The organism is Novosphingobium piscinae (assembly GCF_014230355.1).
GTDB classification, from domain to species: domain Bacteria; phylum Pseudomonadota; class Alphaproteobacteria; order Sphingomonadales; family Sphingomonadaceae; genus Novosphingobium; species Novosphingobium piscinae.
On record NZ_JACLAX010000023.1, the window covers coordinates 1 to 23,316 of the forward strand.

Consider the following 23,316-nt stretch of genomic DNA (forward strand, 5'->3'; position numbering starts at 1 on the left):
GGCGGCGGCCAGGGTGGCGGCCGGTCCGGCGGCTACGATGGCGGTGCTGGCGGGGGCGGCGCCGGCGGAGGGGGCGGCGGCTTCGGCGGCGGCCGTTCGGGCGGCGGCGGCGCGGCCGGTGGCGGCTGGAACCAGGGCGGCAATGGCGGCGGCGGCTTCGCCGACGATCTGGACGACGACATCCCGTTCTGAGCGGCCCCGGTCGGGCCTGGGGCAACATCATGACCACCACTGCGGACCGCGCCTGGCTGGACGAGGCGATCCGGCGGATCGCCGCCGACTACAACCGGTCGGCCGACACCCACCTGATCCGCGTCCCCTTGTCGCGGTTTCCGGGGATCGACCTGTATCTCAAGGACGAGAGCTCGCACCCGACCGGCAGCCTCAAGCACCGGCTGGCGCGCTCGCTGTTCCTCTATGCCCTGTGCAATGCCCAGATCGGGCCCGACACCTGCGTGATCGAGGCGAGTTCGGGCTCGACTGCGGTTTCGGAAGCCTATTTCGCGCGGATGCTGGGGCTGCGCTACATCGCGGTCGTCCCGGCCACCACGGCCGAGGCCAAGCTGGCGGCGATCCGCTTCCAGGGCGGCGAGATCCACAAGGTGGAGGATGCCCGCAAGGTCTACACCGAAGCCGAACGGCTGGCGCGCGAGACCGGTGGCCACTACCTTGACCAGTTCACCCATGCCGAACGCGCGACCGACTGGCGCGGCAACAACAACATCGCCGAGAGCATCTTCGCCCAGCTGGCCGAGGAGGCGCACCCGGTTCCCGCCTGGATCGTCTGCGGTGCCGGGACCGGCGGTACCTCGGCCACGATCGGCCGGTTCATCCGCTATCGCCGCCATGCCACGCGGCTCTGCGTGGCCGACCCCGCGGCCTCGATCTTCCACCGTCATTTCGCCGATCCGTCGCAGACCCTGCTCCCCCCGGGTGAGGCCTGCCTGATCGAAGGCATCGGCCGCCCGCGGGTGGAGCCCAGCTTCGTTCCCGGGGTGATCGACCGGATGATCGCGGTTGCGGACGCCGACTCGGTGGGCGCGATGCGGGCCCTGTCGGACGTGCTCGGCCGCCGCGTGGGGGGATCGACGGGGACCAACATCATCGCCTGCGCCACGATCATCCGCGACATGGCAGCCCGTGGCGAGACGGGCAGCGTTGTGACCCTGCTGTGCGATGGTGGCGAACGCTACGCCACGACCTATTACGATGATGCCTGGCTCGCAGCCAAGGGGCTGGACTGGCAGCCGGCGGCGCGGGACGTCGCCGAATTCCTCGGCTAGCCGCGCCGCGGACGGCCGGTCAGGTCACCGCCGCGACATCGGCCAGCGCGGCGCGGAGCACCGTGGCATAGGAGGTGGTGGGACGACCGAGCAGGCCCGAGAGCCCGCCGGCCGGTGCGAACAGCAGATCCCGGGCGGCCCGGGCATCGGCATCGGCCAACACCTCGGCCACCGTTGCGGGCAGGCCGGCCTGGACCATGACCGCCGCCAGTGCCGCCTCGGGGATCGAGACGAAGCCGATCGTCCGACCGCTCAGCTGGCTCAGCGTGGCGGCGAACTCGCCCATGGTGAAGGCCTCGTCCCCGCCCAGTTCCAGCACCGCGCCATCGTGCCCTCCGTTCAGGACCACGGCGGCCGCGGCGGCATAGTCGGCGCGGGTGGCGGGCGAGAAGCGGCCCTCGCCGGATGAACCGTAGATCTGCCCGGCGGCCAGCGCCTGCGGCAAGCCCATCAGGACGTTCTCGATGTACCACCCGTTGCGCAGGAGGGTGTGGGGGATGCCGCTGTCGGCCAGCATGGCCTCGGTGGCAACATGTTCCGCGCCGATCCGCATGGCGCGGGCCGCGGGACCCAGCAGCGAGGTATAGGCGATGAAGCCCACCCCGGCCCCCTGCGCCGCAGCCACGACGTTGGCGTGCTGGACCAGCCGGCTGCCAATCGCCGAAGACGAGATGAACAGCAGGCGGTCCACCCCGGCGAAGGCCGCCTCCAGCGATGCCCGGTCGTCGTAGTCGCCGCGCCGGGTGGCGATGCCCTGCGCGGCATAGGCGGTCGCGGCCGCGTCCGAGCGCACCAGGGCGACGATGGCCGCCGGCCCCACGAGCTGGGCGAGCTCGGCCACGGCCAGCTGGCCGAGCTCGCCCGAGGCGCCGGTAACGAGATATCTGGTCATGACGGATCCCTTCAACTAGCGTAATCAAGTCTCAGATAGAGACCTTGTGCGGCGTGAAAAGGAGGCAGGTTTTCGTGACCAGGTTACCCGCAGGGAACCCTGCCGCCGGGCCGCGGCCCAGCCGCCTGGCCGAATGGCAGGCGATGGGCTTCGCGCCGCAGGCCTGCCCGATCCGCACGATCCTCGATCAGGTGGCCGCCAAGTGGACCGTGCTGATCCTGCTCGAGCTCCACGACGGGCCCAAGCGCTTCAACGCGCTACTGCGGGCCCTGCCCGACATCTCGCGGCGCATGCTGACCCAGGGGCTGCGCGATCTCGAGCAGAACGGACTGCTGAGGCGGACCGTGTTCGACACCCGCCCGCCCGCGGTGGAGTATGCCCTGACCGCGCTGGGCGAATCGCTGATGGGCCCGCTGCTCGGGCTGGTCGACTGGGCCACCACGCACCGCGAGGCCGTGTTCGCGGCGCAGCGGCAGTACCAGGACAGCCAGTCCGATTAGACAGGCCGATCAGGCCGACCAATGTCCGCCCGGGCGGCTCACTCCCACTCGATCGTGCCGGGCGGCTTGCTGGTGTAGTCGTAGACCACGCGATTGATGCCCTTGACCTCGTTGATGATGCGCGTGGCAACCCGGCTGAGGAAGGCGGCATCGAAAGGATAGATGTCGGCGGTCATGCCGTCGGTGCTGGTCACCGCGCGCAGCGCGCAGACATTGTCATAGGTCCGCCCGTCGCCCATCACACCCACGGTCTTGACCGGGAGCAGCACGGCGAAGGCCTGCCAGATCGCGTCGTAGAGCCCGGCGTTGCGGATCTCCTCCAGGTAGATCGCATCGGCCTTGCGCAGGATGTCGCAGCGCTCGCGCGAAACCTCGCCGGGAATGCGGATGGCGAGGCCCGGCCCGGGGAACGGATGGCGGCCGACGAAGACGTCGGGCAGGCCCAGCTCACGTCCCAGCTCGCGCACTTCGTCCTTGAACAGCTCGCGCAGCGGCTCGACCAGCTGCATGTTCATCCGCTCGGGCAGGCCGCCGACGTTGTGGTGGCTCTTGATCGTGACCGAGGGGCCACCGGTGAAGCTGACGCTCTCGATCACGTCGGGATAGAGCGTGCCCTGGGCGAGGAAATCGGCCCCGCCGATGGCGCGGGCCTCTTCCTCGAAGACGTCGATGAAGGTCTTGCCGATGAACTTGCGCTTCGCCTCGGGATCGGTGACCCCGGCCAGCCCGCCAAGGAACAGCGCCGACACGTCCTTGTGAACCAGCGGGATGTTGTAATGGTTGCGGAACAGGCCGACGACCTGCTCGGCCTCGCCCAGCCGCATCAGGCCGTGATCGACGAACACGCAGGTCAGCTGATCGCCGATCGCCTCGTGGATCAGCACCGCGGCAACCGCCGAATCGACGCCGCCCGACAGGCCGCAGATCACCTTGCCGTCGCCCACCTGCGCACGGATCTCGGCAATCTTGGTCTTGCGGAACTCGGCCATGGTCCAGTCCCCGGCGAGGCCGCAGACGTGACGGACAAAGTTCTTGATCAACTTGCTGCCATCGGGGGTGTGCACCACCTCGGGATGGAACTGCATGGCATAGATCCGCCGCGCGTCATCGGCGACCACCGCGAAGGGCGCGCCCGGACTGGCCGCGACGGGGCGGAAGCCGGGGGCCAGCCGGGTCACCTTGTCGCCGTGGCTCATCCAGACCTGGTGCTTCTCGCCCTCGGCCCAGAGCCCGTCGAACAGGACGCAGCGATCGGAGATGTCGATGAAGGCGCGGCCGAATTCGCCGGCATCGCCCTCGAGCACCTCGCCGCCCAGCTGCTGCATCAGCGCCTGCTGGCCGTAGCAGATGCCCAGCATCGGCAGACCCGAATGGAGGATCTCCTCCGGGATCCGCGGACCGTCCTCGCGGGTGACCGAGGCCGGCCCGCCCGAGAGGATCACGCCCCTCGGCTGCAACCGGGCGAAGGCCGCGGCGGCACTGCCGAACGGGGCGATCTCGGAATAGACGCCGGCCTCGCGCACGCGGCGGGCGATGAGCTGGGTTACCTGCGAGCCGAAATCGACGATCAGGATAGAGTCCTGGGGCAGGATAGAGTCCTGGGGCAGGATCGAGTCTGAGGGCTGGATGGTCATGGCCGGCGGATAATGATCCCCGCGGGCGCTGTCCAGCCGCGCCCGGCCACCCACGCACAGGCCCGCCGAATGCGGCCATTACAGTTGCGTTTCGTGCAACTGCAGATGATCATTTCGCACTTGCAGCATAGCCGGGCCATACCTAAATGCGCCCCCATGATACGCAGTTTGGCGTATTGAGGACACGCTTCGGCGTATCCCGCAAAAGGAGGAAACCATGCGCAGCATCAGCCAGTTCGTGCTGCCGGTCATCATCGCCGCTTCTGCCAGCGGCCTGATGTTCACCGCGACGCTCATCTGAGCCGCGGTTGACCGCAGACGCCAAAGCGGCCGCCCCCCGGGGCGGCCGCTTTCGCATGTGCAGCATCCACCTTCGCGCCGGTCCGGAGGGTACCCGCCCGGGCCACACAGCGCCGGACAAGTTCTCGAACTTCTCCAAGGTCACCCACCGCCGCGTTGCGAAAATGCCGGCGGACGGCGACCAGGGTTCCACGATGCAAAGAGCCGGCCGGAGTGTGACAGGGCCGGGCCATGTAGGACAGCGGGTCCCGCCGCGCCCCGGACCAAGCCCGGGGGGCGGACAGCACAGCGCGGGGCGCGCCGTGGCGGGGAGCGCCCCGCCCGGCGCTCAGAGCTCCAGCCGTGCGGTGACGCGGATGTCCCGTCCGGCGAGGGGCGCGTAGTCCTTGAGGAACGAGGCGTGCCGCCGCGCGGTGACATCGAACAGGTTGTTGGCGCTCAGCAGGAAGGTCACCGGCCGGTCCTCGCCCCACGGCCGCCAGCTGACGCTGGCATTGACCTGGGTATAGGCCGGGGTGACGGTCTCGTTGGTGGCGATGCGGGTCTGCGCGGTGACGTGCTCCACCTCGGTGCGCAGGTCCCAGTTGGTCGCCGACGCGCTCAGACCGCCGAGCACGCGCAGCGGCGGGATCTGCGGCGCCGGGCCGAACGCATCGATCGTCGCGTGGACATAGTCGGCCATGGCATCGGCCTTGACCGTCCAGTCCCCGGCCCGCGCGAGGGTCGCCTCGCCGTCGATCTCGAAACCGTAGAAGCGCGCGCCCGCCTGACCGATCTGGTAAACCGGCAGGCCGTCCTCGATCGCGCCGGTGCGCGCCATGTAGATGAAGTTGTCGAACCAGGTGTGATAGACCGAGGCCTCGAGACTGTAGCCCTCGCCCTGCCCGCGCAGCACCGCCTCGATGCTGTTCGCACGCTCGATCCGCAGGCCCGGATCACCGATCTCGAAGGCCTCGGTTCCGGCATGCGGGCCGTTGGCAAACAGCTCCTCGGCCGCCGGGGCGCGTTCGGTGCGCGACAGGTTCACGCCCAGCCGCCAGCCGGGAACGACCTGATAGGATGCGCCGCCCGAGAGCGAGACCGTGTCGAAGGTGCGGGCCGTGGAGACGAACTGGGGCTGGTCAGCCGCGGGGGTCGAGGTCAGCCGGGCGTGCTCGTAACGGGCGCCGGCCTCCAGCTTCCACGCGCCGTAATCCAGCGTCTGGAGGGTGAACAGGCCAATCTGGCGCGTTCCGTTCTTGGGCAGGAAGGCCTCCTCGCCCACCACGTTGAAATCGCGGCTGACGAACTGCACGCCGCTGGCGCCGCGCCACGCGCCGTGAGCCGCCTGGGTCAGCTCGAGCCGCGCCTCGATGCCCTTGTTGAGGAAGGTGGTGCCGACCGAGCCGTCGGGCTCCAGCTCGGAATGGACATAGTCGGCAAAGCCCGCGCGCAGCAGCACCTTGTCGATGACCTGGCCGCCCGCATTGATCGCGGCGCGCAGGTCGAGCCGGTCCTGCACCAGCTGCAGGCGCGGCCCTTCCTGGCTCTGCCCCGGTTCGGTCGCGAAGCGCACCGGGATGCCATAAAGACTGTCGGTGCGGGTGTAGGACAGCCCGATCATGCCGCCGGCATCGATGTAGGACAGCCCGGCGCCACCGGTCCAGGTCTTGGCCGCGCTGTTCGGCAGGATCCCGCGCACCGCCGCATTGGCGGCGAAATCGGGGTCGTCGCCGGGCTGGCTGCCCACGAGCGCCGCCGTGCGCAGCGCCGTGGCGCGCAGGGCAGGCGTGAGCGCGAAGCCGCCGATGCGCAGGTCGTCGGTCTGGTTGTAGCTGCCGTCGACATGGGCAACGAAGCCGCCGCCCAGCGCCAGTTCGGCGGTGCCGGCCAGCGCGCGCTCCTTGGCTGCGGTGCCATAGGTGCCGACCGCACCGACATGGAACGGCTCGGTCGGCAGGACGGTGGGGATGCGCCGGTCGATCACGTTGACCACGCCGCCGATCGCCGAAGAGCCGTACAGCAGCGATTGCGGGCCGCGCAGCACCTCGATCCGCTCGGCGAGCAGCGGATTGACCACGGCGGCGTGGTCGGCCGAGGTGTTCGACACGTCGATCGAGCCGATCCCGTCGGCCAGCAGGCGGACGCGTTCGCCCTGCAGGCCGCGCAGCACCGGACGCGAGGCGGTCGGGCCGAACGAGGTGGCCGAGACGCCCGGGGTGCGGGCCAGCGTTTCACCGATCGAGGCGCGCAGCTCGCGGTCGAGCTCCACCCCCTGGATCACCGCCACGCCCGAGAGGATGTCCTGGCGGCTGCGCGGCAGCGCGCCGGTCACCACGATGTCCTGCGGAGTGTGGCTGTGCGGATCGTCCGCGTCCGGCGCCGCTGGCGCCGGGGCCTCCGCCGCGGCGTGGGCCGGGACGGCGAGGAGGCTGGCAGTGGTGGCCAGCAGGACGGCGGTCAGGGCAAGGCGCATGAAAAAAGTCCCGTGTTTCGGTCAGTTGGTCAGAAAGCGCCGTTCCCCACCCCGGGCACGGCCACTGCCCCGACCTTAGGCGCATTCTTGTCATGTTACAACATTACATTTACGACAGGTTCGCCCGTCGCGGTGCCGATCCTTAGCTGTGGAAGCCGAACCGCCACGGGTTCCCCGCGCGCGCGTGAGTCCCTATAGGCCTGATATGTCTGAGCAGCCCGAAAACACCCCGAACCAGAACGCCTACGGTGCCGATTCGATCAAGGTCCTCAAGGGCCTGGACGCCGTGCGCAAGCGCCCCGGCATGTACATCGGCGACACCGACGATGGTTCGGGCCTGCACCACATGGTCTTCGAGGTATCGGACAACGCGATCGACGAGGCGCTGGCCGGCCATTGCGATCTGGTGCTGATCGAGCTCAACCCCGACGGTTCGGTCTCGGTCGAGGACAACGGGCGCGGCATTCCCACCGACATCCACTCCGAGGAAGGCGTTTCGGCCGCCGAGGTCATCATGACCCAGCTCCACGCCGGCGGGAAGTTCGAGAACACGTCGGACGACAACGCCTACAAGGTCTCGGGCGGGCTCCACGGGGTCGGCGTGTCAGTGGTCAACGCCCTGTCCGAGTGGCTCGAACTGACGATCTGGCGCGAGGGCAAGGAACACTGGATGAAGTTCGCCCTCGGCGATGCCGTGGGCCCGCTGAAGGTGGTGGGCGACGCGCCGATGGTGGACGGCCCGGACGGGCAAAAGCGGCCGAAGAAGGGCACCCGGGTCACTTTCCTCGCCTCGGACGAGACCTTCAAGAACGTCACCGTCTATGATTTCGAGAAGCTCGAGCACCGCTACCGCGAACTCGCCTTCCTCAACTCGGGCGTGCGGATCCTGCTGCGCGACCGGCGCGGCGAGGAGATCAAGGAGCACGACCTTTACTACGAGGGCGGCATCGCGGCCTTCGTGAAGTACCTGGATCGCAACAAGCAGGCGCTGCTGCCCGATCCGATCGCGATCTCGGCCCAGCGCGACGGCATCGGGATCGACGTCGCGCTGGAGTGGAACGACAGCTACTACGAAAACGTCCTGTGCTTCACCAACAACATCCCGCAGCGCGACGGCGGCACGCACCTCGCCGCTTTCCGCGCGGCGCTGACCCGCACCCTCAACAACTATGCCGAGAAGAGCGGCATGCTGAAGAAGGAGAAGGTCAGCCTCACCGGTGACGACATGCGCGAGGGCCTGACCGCGATCGTCTCGGTCAAGCTGCCGGACCCCAAGTTCTCCAGCCAGACCAAGGACAAGCTGGTCTCGTCGGAGGTCCGCCAGCCGCTCGAAAGCCTGATGGGCGACAAGATGACCGAGTGGCTGGAGGAGAACCCGGCCTATGCCAAGGCGGTGATCATGAAGATCATCGACGCCGCCGCCGCGCGCGAGGCCGCGCGCCGCGCCCGCGAACTGACCCGGCGCAAGGGCGCGATGGACATCGCCAGTCTGCCCGGCAAGCTGGCCGATTGCCAGGAGCGCGACCCCAGCAAGTGCGAACTGTTCCTGGTCGAGGGGGATTCGGCCGGCGGCTCGGCCAAGCAGGGGCGTGACCGCGCGACCCAGGCGATCCTCCCGCTCAAGGGCAAGATCCTCAACGTCGAGCGCGCCCGGTTCGACCGGATTATCAGCTCGAAGGAGGTCGGCACGCTGATCCAGGCGATGGGCACCGGGATCCGCGACGAGTTCAACCTCGACAAGCTGCGCTATCACAAGATCGTGATCATGACCGACGCCGACGTCGACGGTGCGCATATCCGCACGCTGCTGCTCACCTTCTTCCACCGCCAGATGCCCGAGATCATCAAGGCCGGACACCTGTTCATCGCGCAGCCGCCGCTCTACAAGGTCGCCAAGGGCCGCAGCGAGGTCTACCTCAAGGACAATGCCGCGCTCGACCGCTATCTGGTCGAGGCCGGGCTGGCCGGCCGCATCCTCGAGACGCAGGGCGGCGCCCGCGGCGGGGCCGAGCTCGAGGCGCTGGTCGAGCATGCGCTGCGGATGAAGTCGCTGATGGGCTTCGTGCCGCGGCGCCACGATCCAGCCATCGTCGAGGCGCTGGCGCTGGCCGGCGTGCTCGAGCCCGATCTGGCCGACGTGGCGCGCGAAACGGCGCTGGGCCGGGCCGCGCAGTGGCTGGACCGCGGCGATCCCGAGGCGCGGTGGCGCGCCTATACCGGCGAGGACGGTGCGGTGCGGGTCGAGCGGGTCTGGCGCGGGGTGACCGACCATCACGTGATCGAGGCCAGCTTCCTCGGCAGCGCCGAGGCGCGCAAGCTGGCGCGGCTCGCCCAGGAGAACGTCGAGGTCTACCTCGGCCCGGTCAACCTGGTGAAGGGCAGCGCCGAGCCGGAGCCGGAGCCCGAGGTGGTGCTGGACGAGGCCGATGACGGCCCCGGCGCCCAGGCCCCGCGCGCCGCAGTGCCGGAGGGTGCGATCACCCGGCCGACCCAGCTGCTCGAGGCGGTCATGGCGGCCGGGCGCAAGGGCCTGTCGATCCAGCGCTACAAGGGCCTTGGCGAGATGAATGCCGAACAGCTCTGGGAAACCACGCTCGACCCCGACAACCGCGCGCTGCTGCAGGTCAAGGTGGAGGACGCCGACGTGACCGACGAGATCTTCACCCGGCTGATGGGCGACGTGGTCGAGCCGCGGCGCGATTTCATCCAGGAAAACGCGCTGAACGTGGCCAACCTCGACGTGTGAGCGGGCTCTGGCGGGTGGAGCGAAATCGCTTCCGACCGCATCGGAAGGATCGCTCCAGCCTGCTGATTTACCAGGTTTTCCGCGTCGCCGGGTGATTCCATCCGGCTGGAAACGCGCTAGGCTGCGGGCACCACATCGAACGCGATGTTGAGCCGCTCACCCTCCGCGAATGGCAGGGTGCCGTGCCACAGGGTCGAGGGGAACAGCACCACCTGCCCGACCCGCGGGGCGATCGTGGCACGGGGCGCAAGCCCGAGGCCGAGTGCCTCGGGCGGCGCGCCGTAGTGGAAGTGCCCGGCGGGCGCCGGCCCGAGTTGCTCTGGCTGGGGCAGGCTGACGTAGAAGGCGCTGCTCAGCCAGCCCTGCGGATGCGAATGGGCCACGTTGAAGCCCCCGCCGCCGAGCCGCACCGACCAGCTGCCGCTGATCAGCTGGCGCCCGCGCGGGCGCCCCAGGAGCGGGTGGGCCGCGTCCGGCGGCGGCAGGGTGGCGACATAGTCCTCGACCGCGGCGAGCAGTGCGGCGCGGGTGCGCTGCATCACCGGCTCGTGCCGCAGCAGCACGCTGCGGTCGGTCTGGGTCCCGCCGCGCACCGACTGCTCGGCATAGGGCAGCTGAAACCCGTGCAGGGTCCGCAGCAGGCTAGCAAGTTCGGCCAGATCGGCCGACGAAAGGGCGACATCGTGAACCCGCACGAAAGCCCCCTCGCCATCAAGCCAGCCGGCCCGTGGATCGTCCAGCAGCCGCCAGCAGGTGGCGACATAGGGCCAGACCTGCCCGGCCTCGGACGAGGCGGGGGCGCGCTCGGCCACCGGCAGGGCCAGCGCCAGGGCCCGATCGGGGGCCCCTTGGCGCAGCGCATGGCGGATCGCGGCGATCCGCACGAACGGCTGCGGCCACCCGGCGGTCAACGCCAGCAGACGCGCGGTCTCGGCCTCGTCGCCGCTCTCGCTGGCAATGAACAGCCGCGCCTCGAGCAGGGCCCGATGCGGGCCGAGGTCGGATTCGGCCGCGGCGACGATGCGCCGGGCCCGTGGCCAGTCGCGCAATTGCGCCACCGCCCCGAACCAGCCGAGCCACAGCGCGGCATTGCCGGGCTCGGCGCCGACCGCCACGGCATAGGAGGCATCGTAGCCGGCCGTGTTGCCGCGCACCCATTCCAGCGCGGCCAGCACCCGGTGCCCCTCGGCCCAGCCGGGATGGCGCTGCACCGCGGCGGACAGCAGCCCGACCGCGCGTTCGGGCCGTCCCTCGCTGGCCTCGGCCAGAGCCTGGTTGCGCACGGCATCAAGGTTGTCGGGCCACTGCCGCGCCACCGCCGCGAACAGGTCGGCCGCCGGGTGGCCGAGCTCGTAACGCAACTGGGCGTGGAGGAACGCGATCAGCGGGTCGCCCGGCGCCAGCGCGCGCGCGCGCGCCATCGCCTGCTCAGCCTCGATCATCTGCTGCCCGGCGCGCAGCGCGCGCGCCTCGTCGCGCCAGCGGAGCGCCTCGGGGGTCACACCGCCGCGGCGCAATGCCGGGCGAGCACCGCGCCATGGCTGGGCAGCCGCGCCGCCTCGCCCGCCATCGCCCCGCGCAGCCGGGCCAGCCAGTCGCGCGCGTCGATCCCGCGATAGTCGAGCAGCGGGTCGTGCGCCTCGGGCAGGTTGTTCTGCCCGACATGGACCGCCAGCCACGAGGGCGGCGCGAACAGGTCGAGCTCGCGCGCGGTCAGCCGGCCATAGCGGCGGAAGTGATCGATCTTCAGCGCCAGCGTGTCCGGGATCGGCATCGCGCTGACATAGCGCCACAGCTCGGAGTCCTGCCGCTGGGTCAGCTTGTAGTGCAGGATGATGAAGTCGCGGATGCGCTCCATCTCGCCGTGGGCGACGCGGTTGAACTCGTCGCGGGTCGCGGGATCGAAATCGCGATCGGGAAACAGCGCGAGGATCTTCGAGATGTTGGCCTGGATCAGGTGGATCGAGGTCGATTCCAGCGGCTCGAGAAACCCGGAGGCCAGCCCCACCGCGATGACGTTGCGGTTCCAGTGCAGCTTGCGCCGCCCGGCGGTGAAGCGCAGCCCGCGCGGATCGGCCAGGGCCTTGCCGTCGAGCCGGCTCGCCAGCAGCTCACCCGCGCGGGTCTCGTCGAGGAAACTGCTGCAGAACACATAGCCGTTGCCGACCCGGTGCTGCAGCGGGATGCGCCATTGCCAGCCGGCCTCGCGCGCGGTCGAGCGGGTGTAGGGGGTGGGGTTGCTGTCCCCGGCCGGATGGGCGCAAGGCATGGCGACCGCGCGGTCGCAGGGCAGCCAGTGCGACCAGTCGTCATAGCCGGTATGGAGCGCGCCCTCGATCAGCAGGCCGCGGAAGCCCGAGCAGTCGATGAACAGTTCGGCCGCCAGCCGGCGCCCGTCTTCGAGGGTCACGCTCTCGACGAAGCCGCTCTCGCCGTGGAGCGCCACGTCGGCGATCTTGCCTTCGACCCTGGTGACACCCCGCGCTTCGGCATAGGCGCGCAGGAAGGCGGCATAGAGCCCGGCGTCGAAGTGATAGGCATAGTCGAAGGTCGACATCACCGAGCGCGGATCGGGCGCGGGGTGGCTGAACTTTCCGGCCCGGGCGATGTGCCAGGCCATCGAATGATCGTCGAGCGGTGCGGTCTCGCCGTCGGCGCGCGCCTTCAGCCAGTACTGGTGCAGCGGAACCAGGTCGAAGTCCTTGCCGAACGGACCGAACGGATGGAAGTAGCGGCTGTCCTCGCGACCCCAGCCGACGAACTCGATCCCCAGCTTGAAGCTGCCCTTGGTGCGCGCCATGAATTCGCGCTCGTCGATGCCCAGGGTCTGGTTGAACAGGCGGATCGGCGGGATCGTCGCCTCGCCCACCCCGACCGTGCCGATCTCCTCGCTCTCCACCAGGGTGATCGCGCAGTCCTGCTTCAGGGCATGGGCCAGCATCGCCGCGGTCATCCACCCGGCCGAGCCCCCGCCCACGATCAGCACCTCGCGAATCCTGCGATCCATCCCGCTCACCTTTCCGGTTCCTCTCGCTGACGCCACAAACAGGAAAGGCGGGCCAGACGCAATGTCCTGACCCGCCTCCCTGAGGTTCAAGTGCCCCGGGCCGGGGCGCCGGCTCAGAACCGGTAGCGGATCGAGGCGGTCAACGTGCGGCCGAGCATGGCCGAGTTGTCGAAGATCCCCTGGTTCGCGGTCAGGCCGCCGGTTCCGCGCCCCTGGATGCTGCCGTTGTTGGCGCGATAGCCCAGGGTGTTGAACAGGTTGTTGGCATTGACGCCGACCTCGAGGTTATCAGCCGGGCGGACCTTGATGTAGCCGTTGGCGAAGGTCGCGCTGGGAGCCGAGAAGCTGCCGATCGAGAAGCGCGACTGGCCCGACAGGCTGAGCCCGATCGCGGCGATCCCGGCATCGTAGGACGGCGAGACCAGGAAGGTCCACTTCGGCATGGCCACGGGCACCCGGCCGGTCTTGGTGTCCTCGCTGTCGGTGTAGACGACATAGCCGTTCATCGCGAAGCCGCCGGCGGCGATGTTGCCCGAAAGCTCGACGCCGCTGGACCGGAAGATGGTGTCGGTGAAGGGATTCTGGTTACGGCTCACCGCGGTGAAGTCGTAGTTCGATTCCTTGACCTGGGCACGGTAGATGGTCGCCTCGACGCGGTAGCGCGCGCCGCCCATGTTGCCCTGGTGCTTCACGCCCAGTTCCTGCTGGGTGACGGTGTTCACCGAGAGGTGATCGCCGCCCGCGGTCAGCTGGCCGTCGGCCGTGAAGCTGTTGCCGCCGTAGAGCATGCGGTCGGCGGCGAAGCGCCCGCCGCGCGAGGCGCGGACGAACACGTTGGTGCTGTCGGTCAGCTTGTAGAGCGCACCGAGCGACCAGCTCGAATAGGCCTTGGTGTAGTTCAGGCGATCCGCCACCACCGGCGAGGTGTTGAAGGTCGGCACCGAGGCGCTGCCCTGGCTGTCGGTGATGGTCATGTTCGCGCCCTGGACCACGCCATAGGACACGCCCTCGGCGCGCAGGTAATCGCGGCGGAACGAGGCCGACAGGTTCCAGCGATCGCTCTCGGCCTCGCCTTCGAGATAGAGCGCGTCGTTGGTGTAGGCGAGGTCATACGACCGGCCGCCGCAGCAGCCGCCCCACTGGTTGTTGTAGCCGGTCACGCCATTGGCGGTGAGCTGCGCCCCCGCCGCCGTGAAGAGGTTGAGCGGCACCGGGTTGCCATTGCTGTCCAGCGTCTGGGTGGCGTTGTTGATGCGCCAGTCCATGACGATGTTCTGGCGCATGTGGAACCAGCCGCCACGCAGGTTGAGCTGGGTCCCGCCGAACTCGAACTTGCCCTTCAGCGTCAGGTCGTTGGCGAGGCTGCCGACGTCCTTCATGGTGGTGTAGGCCTGGGCGCTGTTCGACAGGAAGGCGCCGGTGTAGGCCTGCCCGGCACGCGGACCGGCCGCATAGCGGACGGCGCCGATGACGCGGGTGTCGTTCGAGCCGTTCACGCTGCCGATGGTCTGCCCGATCAGGGCGTTGGTGGCGACAGCGCCGGTCCACTGGTTGCTGAAGGTGCCGCTCATGTCGGTCCAGCGGACCTTCTCGTCGAGCGTGAAGCTGGGCGAGAACTCGTAGTGGAATTCCCCGCCGAGCGCCGTGGCGACCGGGTGGATGCCTTCCATCTGCACGCGCCGGACGGTGCCGTCGGCGGTCAGGATGTTGAAGTCCTGGTTGTAGATGCCGGTCGAGGCATAGCGGCGCGGATCGACCCCGCCGAGCGTCGAGAAGCCGGTGATGCGGTCACCCGAGATCGTGGCGAGCGCGGGCATCGCGGTGAAGGTCGGCTGCTGATCGTCCAGGCGCTTGAAGTTCAAGCGGATGTAGCCGCGGCCCTCGGCCAGCTCCTTGGTGATGTTGCCCTTGATCTGGTAGCCCTGCGAGGCAGTGTAGGACAGCCGGGTCGGGCCGTTGCCGTTCACGACGTAGCCGCCGAAGTGATAGCGGACGGTGTCCGAGGCCCTGCCGCCGTAGTCGAAGTCGAGGCGGAACTCGCGGTAGTTGAGCGCGGTCGAGAGGGCGACCTCGCCGCCTTCGGTCGTCCCAGTCTTCGACACGTAGTTGATGACCGCACCCGGCGCCTGGCTGGCAAAGGTCGAGGCGCTGCCGCCACGAACCGCCTCGACGCGATCAACGTTGTTGTCGAAGCGCACCCAGTAGTCGTTGTTGCCGAACTGCATGTCGCCGAACAACACGACCGGCAGGCCGTCTTCCTGCAGCGCGACATACTGCGAACCGCCGGTGCTGACCGGAATACCGCGCACGCCGATGTTGGCGTTGCCGCCCGGACCCGCGGTGTCCTGCACGTTCAGGCCGGGAATCGAGCGCAGCACTTCGGCCTGCGAGCGCGGCGTGAAGTTGACGATCGCGTCCTGGCTGATCTGCGAAACCGAGATCGAGCTGTTGCGCGCGGTGCGGCCGGAGCTGGAGGCGGTGACGACGATCGCCTCGGCCTCGGATGCCTCGGCATCGGCCGGCTTGTCCTGCGCCACAGCCGGTGCGGACAGCGACATGGCAACCACCGCGAGCGCTCCCGCCGAGGCACAGTTCATCAGATTGCGCTTTGTCATACCCTCTCCCTAACAAGTCGAGTCGCTTGCGTTTGCAAGTCTCAGGGTTCCATTTGCATGGCCCAACCGCCCTTGCAATCGATTTTATGCAAACGATTGTCGCCTTCGGCCACCTTTCCTGGACGCTGTGGCAATCTGGCTACACCATACGTCCTGCACCGCCGCGGCCGAGACCCGGACCACATCATAAATAACTAATTTCAAAAGCTATTTGGCGGCTTCGAACACCAGCCCCAGGCCCACATAGTCTCCGCGCAGCCTGAGAGTAAGTCCCTGATTCTGCCACCAAGCTCCACTGGCCCGGGCGGGAACGCCCTCGGGGAGCGCTCCGCCGCCGAGGACGCGCACCGCGTAGGTTGCCGCGGGATCCAGCCCGGCGAGCCGCAGCGGCTCCCACTGGTCGCGCCACTGCGAGCCGCGTTGCATCGCGAACAGCACCGCCTGCGCGCGATCCGGGGCGACGTAGAGGGTCGCGGTCTGCGCCGCGCCCTCGGTCGGGCGCACCAGCCGGTAGAGCTGGCCGCGCTGCACAGTGGCGCGGATGCCCTTGTAGGCCGTGATCCAGCGACGCGCCGTGTCCTCGTCGCCCGCGGTCCACTTGTTGAGGTCCGCGCCGATACCCAGCCCGCCCTGCATCGCCGAGAGGAACCGGAAATCGAGCGAGGTGGTCCGTCCATTCGCCCAGTTCGGCACGTCGGTGACCCAGGCCATCATGATCGCCGGGGCATAGGCCAGCGAGAAGCCGTCCTGGATCGCGAGACGATCAAACGGATCGGTGTTGTCCGAAGTCCAGGCCTGATCGGTCAGCGCCATGATCCCGGTATCGATCCGGCCACCGCCGCCCGAGCAGGTCTCGATCTCGAGCCCCGGGTGGCGACGGCGCAGTTCGGCAAGGATGAAGTAGAGGTTGCGGACATAGTCGACATAGACCCGCTGCTGGTCGGGGCCCGCCTCGGGCCAGCCGGGCTCGGTCCAGTTGCGGTTGTAATCCCACTTGATGAACTGGATGTCGTTCTCGCGCAGCAGCTTGTCGAGCACGCCCAGCAGATAGTCGCGCACGTCGGTGCGGGCGAGGTTGAGCACCAGCTGGTTGCGTCCCTCGGTGCGCGGCCGGCCGGGGAAATTGAGCACCCAGTCCGGATGAGCCCGGTAGAGCGCGCTGTCGCGGTTCACCATCTCGGGCTCGAACCACAGGCCGAAGCTCATGCCGAGGGCATGCACCTTGTCGATCAGCGGCTTGAGCCCCTGCGGGAACTTGCGCGGATTGACCGTCCAGTCGCCCAGCCCGGCCTTGTCGTCGTTGCGCTGCCCGAACCAGCCGTCGTCGACCACGAAGCGTTCGACCCCCAGCTTAGCGGCGCGCTCGGCCAGCTTCATCTGCCCCTCGGCGGTCACGTCGAAGGCGGTCGCCTCCCATGAATTGTACAGCACCGGGCGCAGCGCTGCCGCCGCCCCTCCGGGGATGAGGCGCTCCATCTGGAAGCGGTGGAAGGTCCGCGATGCGCCGCCCAGCCCCGCATGGCTGTAACCGGCATAGAACCGCGGGCTCTCGAGCGACTCCCCGGGCTTGAGCGACCAGACGAAATCGTGGCTGTTGTACCCTGCGGCCACCCGCACCCGCCCGATGTTGTCGGTCTGGGCAGACAGGCGGAACGAACCCGACCAGGCCAGCGCGCCGAACCACACCGGTCCGGCCTCCTCGGTCGTCTGCCCCGGACGGGTCAGCGCAAGCCAGGGCTGGTTGCCGTGCCCGACCGAGCCGCGCCGGCTTTCCAGCACCGTCAGCGCCGGAGACAGCGGCACCGCGTGCGGCGTCCATTCGGCCGCATGACGGCCCGAAAGGAAGTGCAGCTGATAGCTGCTCGCCCCGGGCAGCGTGAGATTGGCGGCGGCAAAGGCCTCGATCCGGACCGGCTGGCGCCCGCGGTTGGTGACCGTGGCGGTGCGGGTGACGATCCCGGTCTGCTCGTCGATCGCATAACGCAGTGTCACCACCAGCGGCCGGGCGATGTCGGCCAGTTCGATCGCCAAGGTCTCGCCCTCGAGGCGATACGACCGGTACTTGAGCACCAGATCGCGACTGCCATCGGCGAAGGCCACCTTCAGCCCCGGATCGGTGACCAGCCCCTCGCCCTGCCCGGCATACTCCTGCGCGGTCTGCATCCCGGCCGGATCGAAGCCCGAAAGTTCGCGCGTGGCCCGGGCCTGCAGCGGTGCGGCGGGATCGAGCGCGCCACCCCAGTAGAGCGGCTGGAGATAGCCTTTCTCATCCACCCCGAAGGCATAGGTGACCTGCGCGCCGTCGAGCCGGAACACCCGGCCAGCCTCGTCGACCGCGACCCGGGCATCCGCCGGGCCCGCCACGACTGCCAGGGCCATGGCCGCGGCCAGAGCGGAAACCAGCGGGTAGCGAGCGAGGCGGAGCGGGGTCATCGGACGGTTCCTTGATCAGGCAGCAGGCGCGTCATGCGAACGGAAGGTCGGCTGCCCCGGTCACCCGACCGGACGTCATGGCGGCGTCGACCATGGCCAAGGGGGCCAGAACGCTGTCGGAGGCGCCCGCGGCGATCCTGCCCAGCCCGACCACGCCAACCCGCAACGCTCTGCCCGATGACGATGCACTCACGGCTTCCATTCCCATTTGTATGATATATACGGCGAACAACGTCAATCGATTGAATCGGGCGAATGGCAGGCATGGACGAGCAACGGGCCCCCGCAACAGATTCGTCCGGCTCGGTCCGGCCGATCGTGGGCATCGCCCAGACCGGCAGCAACCCGGCGCCCGGCAACCGCCCTCACCTGGTGCTGGCGCGGCGCCTGACCGGCTGTTCGTGACCCGTGCCGCGGATCGCGTCGACCAGCCGCCTGCCGGCACGGCGTGCGAACGCGCATCCGGGGTCTGCGGCCTGGCTCCGCCGGCCTGTGGAGGCCCAGCCCGTGGATTCAGTCGGCGGCAAGCTCGGTGTGACCGGAGATCACCTCCATCACATCGCCGATGATCGCGGCCATCGCGGCGCGCGCCGCCGCTGGATCGCGCCGCCCGATCGCCTCGCGTACGGCACCGTGGGCCTCGAGATCGGCGCTCCGCCCGACGATCCGGTTGGTGAAGCGGATCGATGTGCGCAGGGCCGTGGAGACGAGCTCACGGAACTGCATGAAGAACGGATTGCCGCTCGCCCGCAGGACAGCCAGGTGGAAGGCGATGTCGGCATCGAGGCCGTCGTCGCGCCCGCCATCGGCCGCGACCATCCGCGCGAAGCCGCGCTCGATCTCCGCCAGCCCGGCCGCGCTGGCGCTGACCGCCGCCAGCGCTGCGGCCGCCGGCTCGATCGCGGCGCGCAGCTGGTTGAACTGGACCAGCAGGTCGATCGAGACCTTGCGCTGCAACAGCCAGCCGAGCACGGCAGGATCGAGCAGGTTCCAGTCCGCCTCGGGCCGCAGCGTGATCCCCTGGCGCGGCCGGGCGCTGAGCATGCCCTTCGCCGCCAGCATCTTGATCGCCTCGCGGGTGACCGACCGGCTGACGCCGTGCGCGGCGCTGATGTCGGCTTCGGTCGGAAACGGGCGGCCGGCAAAGACCCCGGTCACGATCTGGCTGCCCAGCCGGTCCAGCAAACCGAACGTCAGGTTGCGGCCAAGTTCAGGGGACGCGAGGTCGCTGGACGACATGACAGGCAGCCACTCGTTGCAAATTATTATCATATAAATAGACTAACGGCGCCGCTGGCAAGAGGCGGCGCACGGGGGACAGGATGACACGGCTTTCCACACTCGATGCCACGATGGTGCTGGCCTACGCGGTGTTCATTTTCGCCCTGGCCCAGTGGGTCAGCCGGCGGCGGGCCGGCGTGGAGGATGACAGCGCGGGTTACTTCCTCGCCGGCCGCACCCTGCCCTGGTGGGCGATCGGCGCGTCGCTGATCGCGGCCAACATCTCGGCCGAGCAGATCGTCGGCATGGCGGGATCGGGCTATGCGATCGGTCTGGCGATCGCCTCCTACGAATGGATGGCCGCCGCCACGCTGCTGATCGTCGGCAAGGTGTTCCTGCCGGTGTTCCTCAAGCACCGGATCACCACCATGCCCGAGTTTCTCGAGGCGCGGTTCGGCCCGACCATCCGCACGGTGATGGCCGGTTTCTGGCTGGTGCTCTATGTCTTCGTGAACCTCACGTCGATCCTCTGGCTCGGCTCGATCGCGGTCACCAAGGTGGCGGGGATCGATCAGGACCTGGCACTGGCGCTGCTCGGCCTGTTCGCGCTGGCCTACCAGCTCAAGGGCGGGCTCAAGGCGGTGGCACTGACCGATATCGTCCAGGTCGCGCTGCTGGTGGCCGGCGGGCTGGTCGTCTCGGCGATCGCCCTGGGCCGGCTGGGCGACGGAGGTGGAATTCTGGCCGGGTTCGCGCGGCTGACCCGCGAGGTTCCCGACCACTTCCACATGATCCTCGGACCGGACAGCCCGCATTACAAGGATCTGCCGGGCCTGGGTGTGCTGATCGGCGGAATGTGGATCGCCAACCTCTCGTACTGGGGGTTCAACCAGTACATCATCCAGCGCACGCTGGCCGCGAAGTCCCTGGCCGAGGCGCAGCGCGGGATCGTGTTCGCCGCCTTCCTGAAGCTGCTGATGCCGGTGATCATCGTGCTGCCGGGGATCGCCGCGGTGCTGCTTGCCCCCGGCCTGGCCAAACCCGACGAAGCCTATCCCACGATGATGGCGCTGCTGCCGCCCGGCTTGCTCGGACTCGTCTTCGCCGCGCTCACCGCCGCGATCGTCGCTTCGACCGCCAGCAAGATCAACTCGATCGCCACGATCTTCACGCTCGATCTCTATGCCCGCAAGGTGCGCCCAGGGGCCAGCGAGAGGCAGCTGGTTACGGTCGGACGGATCACCGCCTGCGTCGCCACGGTGATCGGCATCGTCGCCGCGCGCCCGCTGCTCGGCGGCCTCGATCAGGCCTTCCAGTACATCCAGGAGTTCTCGGGCTTCGTGACCCCCGGGATCCTGGTGATCTTCCTGACCGGCCTGTTCTGGCGGCGCGCGACCGAGGCCGGGGCTCTGGCCGGCGCGCTGGCCAGCGTGGTGTTCAGCGCCGCCTTCCGGTTCAGCCCGGTCCCGGCCCTGACCGAGGTGCCATTCATGCACCGCATGACGATCGTCTTCTTCGCCTCGCTCGCGCTGACGGCTCTCGTCTCATGGCTGCGCCCCGCCCCGGCCTCCACCGGGCACGACATGATGAAAGACGTATCCTTTGCCACCAGCCGCGCCTTCAACCTGGCCGCAGCGCTGATCCTCGTGATCCTCGCCGCGCTTTATGCCGTGTGGTGGTGAGATGACGGGAACGCTGATCGCGGTCGACTGGGGTACGACCAACCGCCGCGCCTATCTGCTCGATGCAGCGGGCACCGTGCTCGACACGCAGCGCGATGAGCGCGGGGTGAAGACGATGCCCACGGCGGACTATCCGGCCGAGCTCATCGCCCTGCGGGCGCGCTACGGCGATCTGCCGGTCGTGCTGGCCGGCATGGTCGGCGCGGCGCGCGGCTGGGTCGAGGTGCCGTATCTGTCCTGCCCCGCGGGCCTGGCCGAGCTGGGCGCGGCGCTGCACTGGATCGAACCGGGCCGGACCGCGATCGTTCCCGGGCTGACCGATCCCGCCGGCGATGTGATGCGCGGCGAGGAGGTCCAGCTGCTCGGAGCCGCGGCCGCCGGGCTGACCCCCGACACCGCCCTGCTTTGCCAGCCGGGCACGCATTGCAAGTGGGCCCGGCTGGAGGCCGGCCAGGTCCGCCGCTTCGCCACGGCCCTGACCGGCGAGCTGTTCGCCCTGCTCCAGGCCCACAGCCTGCTGGCCGAGTTCCTGACCGGTGCCGTCGCCGATGATGCGCCCTTTCGCGAGGGCGTGCAGCGGGGCCTGGCCGGCCATCTCGCCACCGACCTGTTCCGGGTTCGCGCCGCCGCGGTCCTGGGCCAGCGCCCTGCGGCGCAGAGCGCCAGCTACACCTCGGGCCTGCTGATCGGCCATGATGTGGCCGGAGCCGAGATTGCCCACGGAGAGCCGGTTTACGTCCTCGCCGACCCGCATCTCGGCGATCTTTACGCCCGCGCCGTGACGATGGCGGGGGGCACGCCCGTCCGCATCGCCAGCCAGGCCGCCTTCGTCAGCGGCATCACCCGCCTTTGGAGCGCCCGCCAGCCATGACCACACCCGCCGCCCATGCCGCCGACATCCTGACCGAGGCGCTCGCCCGCTGCCCCCTCGTCGCCATCCTGCGCGGCATCCGGCCCGACGCAGTCGAAGCCGTGGCCGACGCCTTGGTCGAGACGGGCTTCACGCTGCTCGAAGTCCCGCTCAACTCCCCCGACCCGCTGGATTCGATCGCCCGGATTGCCCGGCGCTATGGTCCCCACGTGGCCGTCGGGGCGGGCACCGTGCTCACCGCGGCCCAGGCCGAGGCGGTGGCTGCCGCCGGCGGGCGGCTGATCATTTCCCCCAACGTCGATCGGGCCGTGATCCGCGCCGCGGTCGGGCAGGGTCTGATCTCGCTGCCAGGCTACTTCACGCCCAGCGAAGCCTTTGCGGCGCTCGAGGCGGGCGCGACCGGGCTGAAGCTGTTCCCCTCCGAGGCGGCCAGTCCGGCCGTCCTGAAAGCGCACCGCGCGGTGTTTCCGCCGCAGGTGCCGGTCCTCGCGGTGGGCGGGGTCACGCCCGACAATCTGGCGGACTGGTTCGCGGCCGGCGCCCGGGGTGCCGGGATCGGCAGCGCGCTTTACCAGCCCGGGCGCAGCGCTGCGGACGTGGCCGAGCGGGCCGCGGCCTTTCTGGCAGCAGCCGCCCCGCACATGGGGTGAGCCACGCCGGCAAGGCCGGGTCAACTGGCCATCCGCAGCAGTCCCGCGTTGCGCAGGATCCGATGCCGCAGGCCGGTTCAGCCCGCGGCCGGCGCCGGGGTATGGTCGACGAAGGCCCGTTCGACCACGAAGGTGCCCGGGCGGTGCGTTGAGCCTTCGTGCAGGCCATGCGCCAGGCAGATCTCTTTCAACGCCTGGTTGACCGGAATGCTGCCGCAGATCATCACCCGGTCGGTTTCCGGATCGAAGCGCGTCCGGTCCAGCCCCAGCTCGCGGAACAGCTGCCCGCTCACGATCAGGTCGGTCAACCGGCCGGTCCGCACGAACGGCTCGCGCGTGACCGAGGGATAGTAGTGCAGCTTGCCCTGCACGATGTCCCCCAGAAGCTCCTCGGCGAAGATCTCGCGCTCGAGATAGTCGCGGTAGCACAGCTCCACGGCGTGCCGCACGCCGTGGCAGAGATAGACATTGTCGAACTTGCGCTCGATGCCGAGATCCTCGTCACCATAGGTGTAGATGTCCCGGGCGATGCTCATCCAGGGTGCGACGCCGGTGCCGGTGCCCAGCAGGAACAGGTTGCGGCCCGGAGTGAGCGCGCTCGCCACCAGGGTACCGGTCGGTTTGCTGCCAACCAGCACCTGGTCGCCCGGGACGATATCCTTGAGGTGCGAGGTCAGCTGCCCGTCAGGCGCGACAATCGAGAGGAATTCGAGGTGCTCGGCATAATTGGGCGAGGTGATCGAATAGGCGCGCGGCTTGGGACTGCGGCCCTCGGTCGCCGGCAGGTTAAGCATGACGAACTGGCCCGACTGGAACTTGAAGCCATCGGGCCGGGTGAGGGTGAAACTGAACAGGTCAGGCGTCCAATGCCTGACCGAGACGACCGTTTGACTTGTGAACATGCCCGTCCGACTTTCCAACGCGCGGGAATTCATCAGGCGCGGCTCAACCTGGCGCGCCAGGATTCCTCCACACCTGTTTGCTTCCGGTCCGACCAGGACCTTCCCGCTGGCGGCCCCATAGCGCG

Annotated in this window: 17 protein-coding genes; 8 read left to right on the forward strand and 9 right to left on the reverse strand. The window is 69.1% G+C overall.

Features of this window, described 5'->3' with window-relative positions:
- Positions 1–192: hypothetical protein (locus tag H7F53_RS15760; RefSeq protein ID WP_185680470.1), on the forward strand; the 192-nt coding region annotated here is incomplete at its 5' end.
- 29 nt (positions 193–221) lie between these two features.
- Positions 222–1,283 carry a PLP-dependent cysteine synthase family protein gene (locus H7F53_RS15765; RefSeq protein WP_185680471.1) on the forward strand — a complete coding sequence of 354 codons (1,062 nt, stop codon included), beginning with the start codon at positions 222–224 and terminating at the stop codon, positions 1,281–1,283.
- Between the two features lie 19 nt (positions 1,284–1,302).
- On the opposite strand, the gene H7F53_RS15770 is transcribed toward H7F53_RS15765, so the two are convergent.
- The gene (locus H7F53_RS15770; RefSeq protein WP_185680472.1) at positions 1,303–2,175 is read right to left on the reverse strand and encodes an NmrA family NAD(P)-binding protein; all 873 of its coding nucleotides are present in this window, start codon (positions 2,173–2,175) and stop codon (positions 1,303–1,305) included.
- Between the two features lie 74 nt (positions 2,176–2,249).
- Here H7F53_RS15770 and H7F53_RS15775 point away from each other — a divergent pair, with 74 nt between their 5' ends.
- Complete coding sequence (locus tag H7F53_RS15775; protein ID WP_221773775.1) at positions 2,250–2,675, forward strand: winged helix-turn-helix transcriptional regulator; 426 nt, start codon at positions 2,250–2,252, stop codon at positions 2,673–2,675.
- Between the two features lie 38 nt (positions 2,676–2,713).
- Here H7F53_RS15775 and guaA read toward each other — a convergent pair whose 3' ends face one another.
- Both guaA and H7F53_RS15785 read right to left on the reverse strand, forming a co-directional pair.
- Positions 2,714–4,309 (reverse strand): glutamine-hydrolyzing GMP synthase, encoded by a 1,596-nt coding sequence (gene guaA, locus H7F53_RS15780; RefSeq protein ID WP_185680473.1) that lies wholly within the window; start codon positions 4,307–4,309, stop codon positions 2,714–2,716.
- Between the two features lie 628 nt (positions 4,310–4,937).
- Positions 4,938–7,064 carry a TonB-dependent receptor gene (locus tag H7F53_RS15785; protein ID WP_185680474.1) on the reverse strand — a complete coding sequence of 709 codons (2,127 nt, stop codon included), beginning with the start codon at positions 7,062–7,064 and terminating at the stop codon, positions 4,938–4,940.
- A gap of 205 nt (positions 7,065–7,269) precedes the next feature.
- On the opposite strand from H7F53_RS15785, the gene gyrB reads away from it, so the two are divergent.
- Positions 7,270–9,810 carry a DNA topoisomerase (ATP-hydrolyzing) subunit B gene (gyrB, locus tag H7F53_RS15790; RefSeq protein WP_185680475.1) on the forward strand — a complete coding sequence of 847 codons (2,541 nt, stop codon included), beginning with the start codon at positions 7,270–7,272 and terminating at the stop codon, positions 9,808–9,810.
- 116 nt (positions 9,811–9,926) lie between these two features.
- Here gyrB and H7F53_RS17945 read toward each other — a convergent pair whose 3' ends face one another.
- The 4 genes from H7F53_RS17945 to H7F53_RS15810 form a co-directional block, all read right to left on the reverse strand.
- Positions 9,927–11,312: a putative 2OG-Fe(II) oxygenase gene (locus H7F53_RS17945; RefSeq protein WP_185680476.1), complete on the reverse strand. Its 1,386-nt coding sequence runs from the start codon at positions 11,310–11,312 to the stop codon at positions 9,927–9,929.
- Positions 11,309–12,817: a tryptophan halogenase family protein gene (locus tag H7F53_RS15800; RefSeq protein WP_185680477.1), complete on the reverse strand. Its 1,509-nt coding sequence runs from the start codon at positions 12,815–12,817 to the stop codon at positions 11,309–11,311. Before H7F53_RS15800 ends, H7F53_RS17945 begins: the two co-directional genes overlap by 4 nt.
- A gap of 113 nt (positions 12,818–12,930) precedes the next feature.
- Positions 12,931–15,432 (reverse strand): TonB-dependent receptor domain-containing protein, encoded by a 2,502-nt coding sequence (locus H7F53_RS15805; protein ID WP_185680478.1) that lies wholly within the window; start codon positions 15,430–15,432, stop codon positions 12,931–12,933.
- Between the two features lie 207 nt (positions 15,433–15,639).
- A complete protein-coding gene (locus H7F53_RS15810) occupies positions 15,640–17,865 on the reverse strand; it encodes an alpha-galactosidase (protein ID WP_221773776.1) in 2,226 nt (741 codons plus the stop codon).
- Between the two features lie 264 nt (positions 17,866–18,129).
- Here H7F53_RS15810 and H7F53_RS15815 point away from each other — a divergent pair, with 264 nt between their 5' ends.
- Positions 18,130–18,270, forward strand: a complete 141-nt coding sequence (locus tag H7F53_RS15815; protein WP_185680479.1) for a hypothetical protein — start codon at positions 18,130–18,132, stop codon at positions 18,268–18,270.
- A 108-nt stretch (positions 18,271–18,378) separates the two neighbouring features.
- On the opposite strand, the gene H7F53_RS15820 is transcribed toward H7F53_RS15815, so the two are convergent.
- Positions 18,379–19,104: a FadR/GntR family transcriptional regulator gene (locus H7F53_RS15820; RefSeq protein WP_185680480.1), complete on the reverse strand. Its 726-nt coding sequence runs from the start codon at positions 19,102–19,104 to the stop codon at positions 18,379–18,381.
- An 83-nt stretch (positions 19,105–19,187) separates the two neighbouring features.
- Here H7F53_RS15820 and H7F53_RS15825 point away from each other — a divergent pair, with 83 nt between their 5' ends.
- The 3 genes from H7F53_RS15825 to H7F53_RS15835 are packed head-to-tail and all read left to right on the forward strand — an operon-like array spanning position 19,188 to position 22,289.
- A complete protein-coding gene (locus tag H7F53_RS15825) occupies positions 19,188–20,768 on the forward strand; it encodes a sodium:solute symporter family transporter (protein WP_185680481.1) in 1,581 nt (526 codons plus the stop codon).
- Between the two features lies 1 nt (position 20,769).
- The gene (locus tag H7F53_RS15830) at positions 20,770–21,639 is read left to right on the forward strand and encodes a 2-dehydro-3-deoxygalactonokinase (RefSeq protein ID WP_185680482.1); all 870 of its coding nucleotides are present in this window, start codon (positions 20,770–20,772) and stop codon (positions 21,637–21,639) included.
- Positions 21,636–22,289 carry a 2-dehydro-3-deoxy-6-phosphogalactonate aldolase gene (locus H7F53_RS15835; RefSeq protein WP_185680483.1) on the forward strand — a complete coding sequence of 218 codons (654 nt, stop codon included), beginning with the start codon at positions 21,636–21,638 and terminating at the stop codon, positions 22,287–22,289. The genes H7F53_RS15830 and H7F53_RS15835 overlap by 4 nt, the downstream gene beginning before the upstream one ends.
- A gap of 77 nt (positions 22,290–22,366) precedes the next feature.
- Here H7F53_RS15835 and H7F53_RS15840 read toward each other — a convergent pair whose 3' ends face one another.
- On the reverse strand, positions 22,367–23,191 hold the full coding sequence (locus tag H7F53_RS15840; RefSeq protein ID WP_185680484.1) for a ferredoxin--NADP reductase: 825 nt from the start codon (positions 23,189–23,191) through the stop codon (positions 22,367–22,369).
- Positions 23,192–23,316 lie beyond the last annotated feature (125 nt).

Excerpts from the sequence above, each read along its gene's own strand:
- H7F53_RS15765 (WP_185680471.1), top strand. The coding sequence starts at position 222 with ATGACCACCACTGCGGACCGCGCCTGGCTGGACGAGGCGATCCGGCGG.
- H7F53_RS15770 (WP_185680472.1), bottom strand. The coding sequence starts at position 2,175 with ATGACCAGATATCTCGTTACCGGCGCCTCGGGCGAGCTCGGCCAGCTG.
- guaA (WP_185680473.1), bottom strand. The coding sequence starts at position 4,309 with ATGACCATCCAGCCCTCAGACTCGATCCTGCCCCAGGACTCTATCCTG.
- H7F53_RS15785 (WP_185680474.1), bottom strand. The coding sequence starts at position 7,064 with ATGCGCCTTGCCCTGACCGCCGTCCTGCTGGCCACCACTGCCAGCCTC.
- gyrB (WP_185680475.1), top strand. The coding sequence starts at position 7,270 with ATGTCTGAGCAGCCCGAAAACACCCCGAACCAGAACGCCTACGGTGCC.
- H7F53_RS15800 (WP_185680477.1), bottom strand. The coding sequence starts at position 12,817 with ATGGATCGCAGGATTCGCGAGGTGCTGATCGTGGGCGGGGGCTCGGCC.
- H7F53_RS15805 (WP_185680478.1), bottom strand. The coding sequence starts at position 15,432 with ATGACAAAGCGCAATCTGATGAACTGTGCCTCGGCGGGAGCGCTCGCG.
- H7F53_RS15810 (WP_221773776.1), bottom strand. The coding sequence starts at position 17,865 with ATGACCCCGCTCCGCCTCGCTCGCTACCCGCTGGTTTCCGCTCTGGCC.
- H7F53_RS15815 (WP_185680479.1), top strand. The coding sequence starts at position 18,130 with ATGGACGAGCAACGGGCCCCCGCAACAGATTCGTCCGGCTCGGTCCGG.
- H7F53_RS15820 (WP_185680480.1), bottom strand. The coding sequence starts at position 19,104 with ATGTCGTCCAGCGACCTCGCGTCCCCTGAACTTGGCCGCAACCTGACG.
- H7F53_RS15825 (WP_185680481.1), top strand. The coding sequence starts at position 19,188 with ATGACACGGCTTTCCACACTCGATGCCACGATGGTGCTGGCCTACGCG.
- H7F53_RS15830 (WP_185680482.1), top strand. The coding sequence starts at position 20,770 with ATGACGGGAACGCTGATCGCGGTCGACTGGGGTACGACCAACCGCCGC.
- H7F53_RS15835 (WP_185680483.1), top strand. The coding sequence starts at position 21,636 with ATGACCACACCCGCCGCCCATGCCGCCGACATCCTGACCGAGGCGCTC.
- H7F53_RS15840 (WP_185680484.1), bottom strand. The coding sequence starts at position 23,191 with ATGTTCACAAGTCAAACGGTCGTCTCGGTCAGGCATTGGACGCCTGAC.